The organism is Neisseria weixii, assembly GCF_042658245.1.
Lineage (GTDB): Bacteria > Pseudomonadota > Gammaproteobacteria > Burkholderiales > Neisseriaceae > Neisseria > Neisseria weixii.
Window position 1 is genome coordinate 1 of sequence record NZ_JBHSPY010000077.1, and the last position, 862, is coordinate 862.

The 862-nt window shown below is 63.3% G+C and carries 1 protein-coding gene; it reads left to right on the plus strand.

Annotated features, from left to right (window positions below):
* On the plus strand, positions 1–862 hold an 862-nt coding region (locus ACFPVS_RS13675; RefSeq protein ID WP_378595864.1), incomplete at both ends, for a hemagglutinin repeat-containing protein.

The window sequence follows — 862 nt, forward strand, 5'->3', positions numbered from 1 at the left end:
AAGACATCGTGCTCCAATCGGCCGAACAACACCACAGCGAACGCAGCGACAACCGCAGCAGCGGCCGGAATGCCGGCGTTGCCGTCAGCTACGGCCAAAACGGCCTCGCCTTCGGCCTTACCGGCGGCGGCAACTACGGCAAAGGTTACGGCAACGGCGACGGCCTGACCCACCGCCATACCCATATCGGCGACACCGGCAGCCACACCACCCTACACAGCAGCGGCGGCACCACCCTCAAAGGCGCACAGGTTTACGGCCGCGGCGTTGCCCTCAGCACCCGAAACCTCACCATCGAAAGCGTACAGGATACCGCCGTTTACCGCAGCCGCCGGCAAAACCTCAGCGGCTCGGTAACCCTCGGCTACGGCGCATCCGCGAGTGCCGGTTACAACCGAAGCAAAACCAACGCCGACCACCGCAGCACCAGCGAACAATCCGGCCTCTTCGCCGGAGACGGCGGCTTCCAAGTGAATGTCGGCAACCATACCGACCTGAAAGGCGGTATCATCACCTCATCGGCCAAAGCCGAAACGGATGGCCAAAACCGCTTTCAGACGGCCACCCTCAGCCACAGCGACATTCAAAACCACAGCCGCTATGAAGGCGACGGCTTCGGCATCGGCGTATCGGGCAGCATCAGCGGCCAAAGCCTCGGTCAAACCGCACCTGCTGCCGGCAGCCACATCCAAACCGTCGCCGGTAAAAACGGTGTCGGCAGCAGCATCGGCTACGGCTCCGACGGCGACAGCCAAAGCGGCGTTACCAAGAGCGGCATCGGCACCCGCAACATCGTGATTGCAAACGACACCGACGGCACACAGGCCAAAGCGGCCTATACCGCCACCCGCAGCGAAACCGC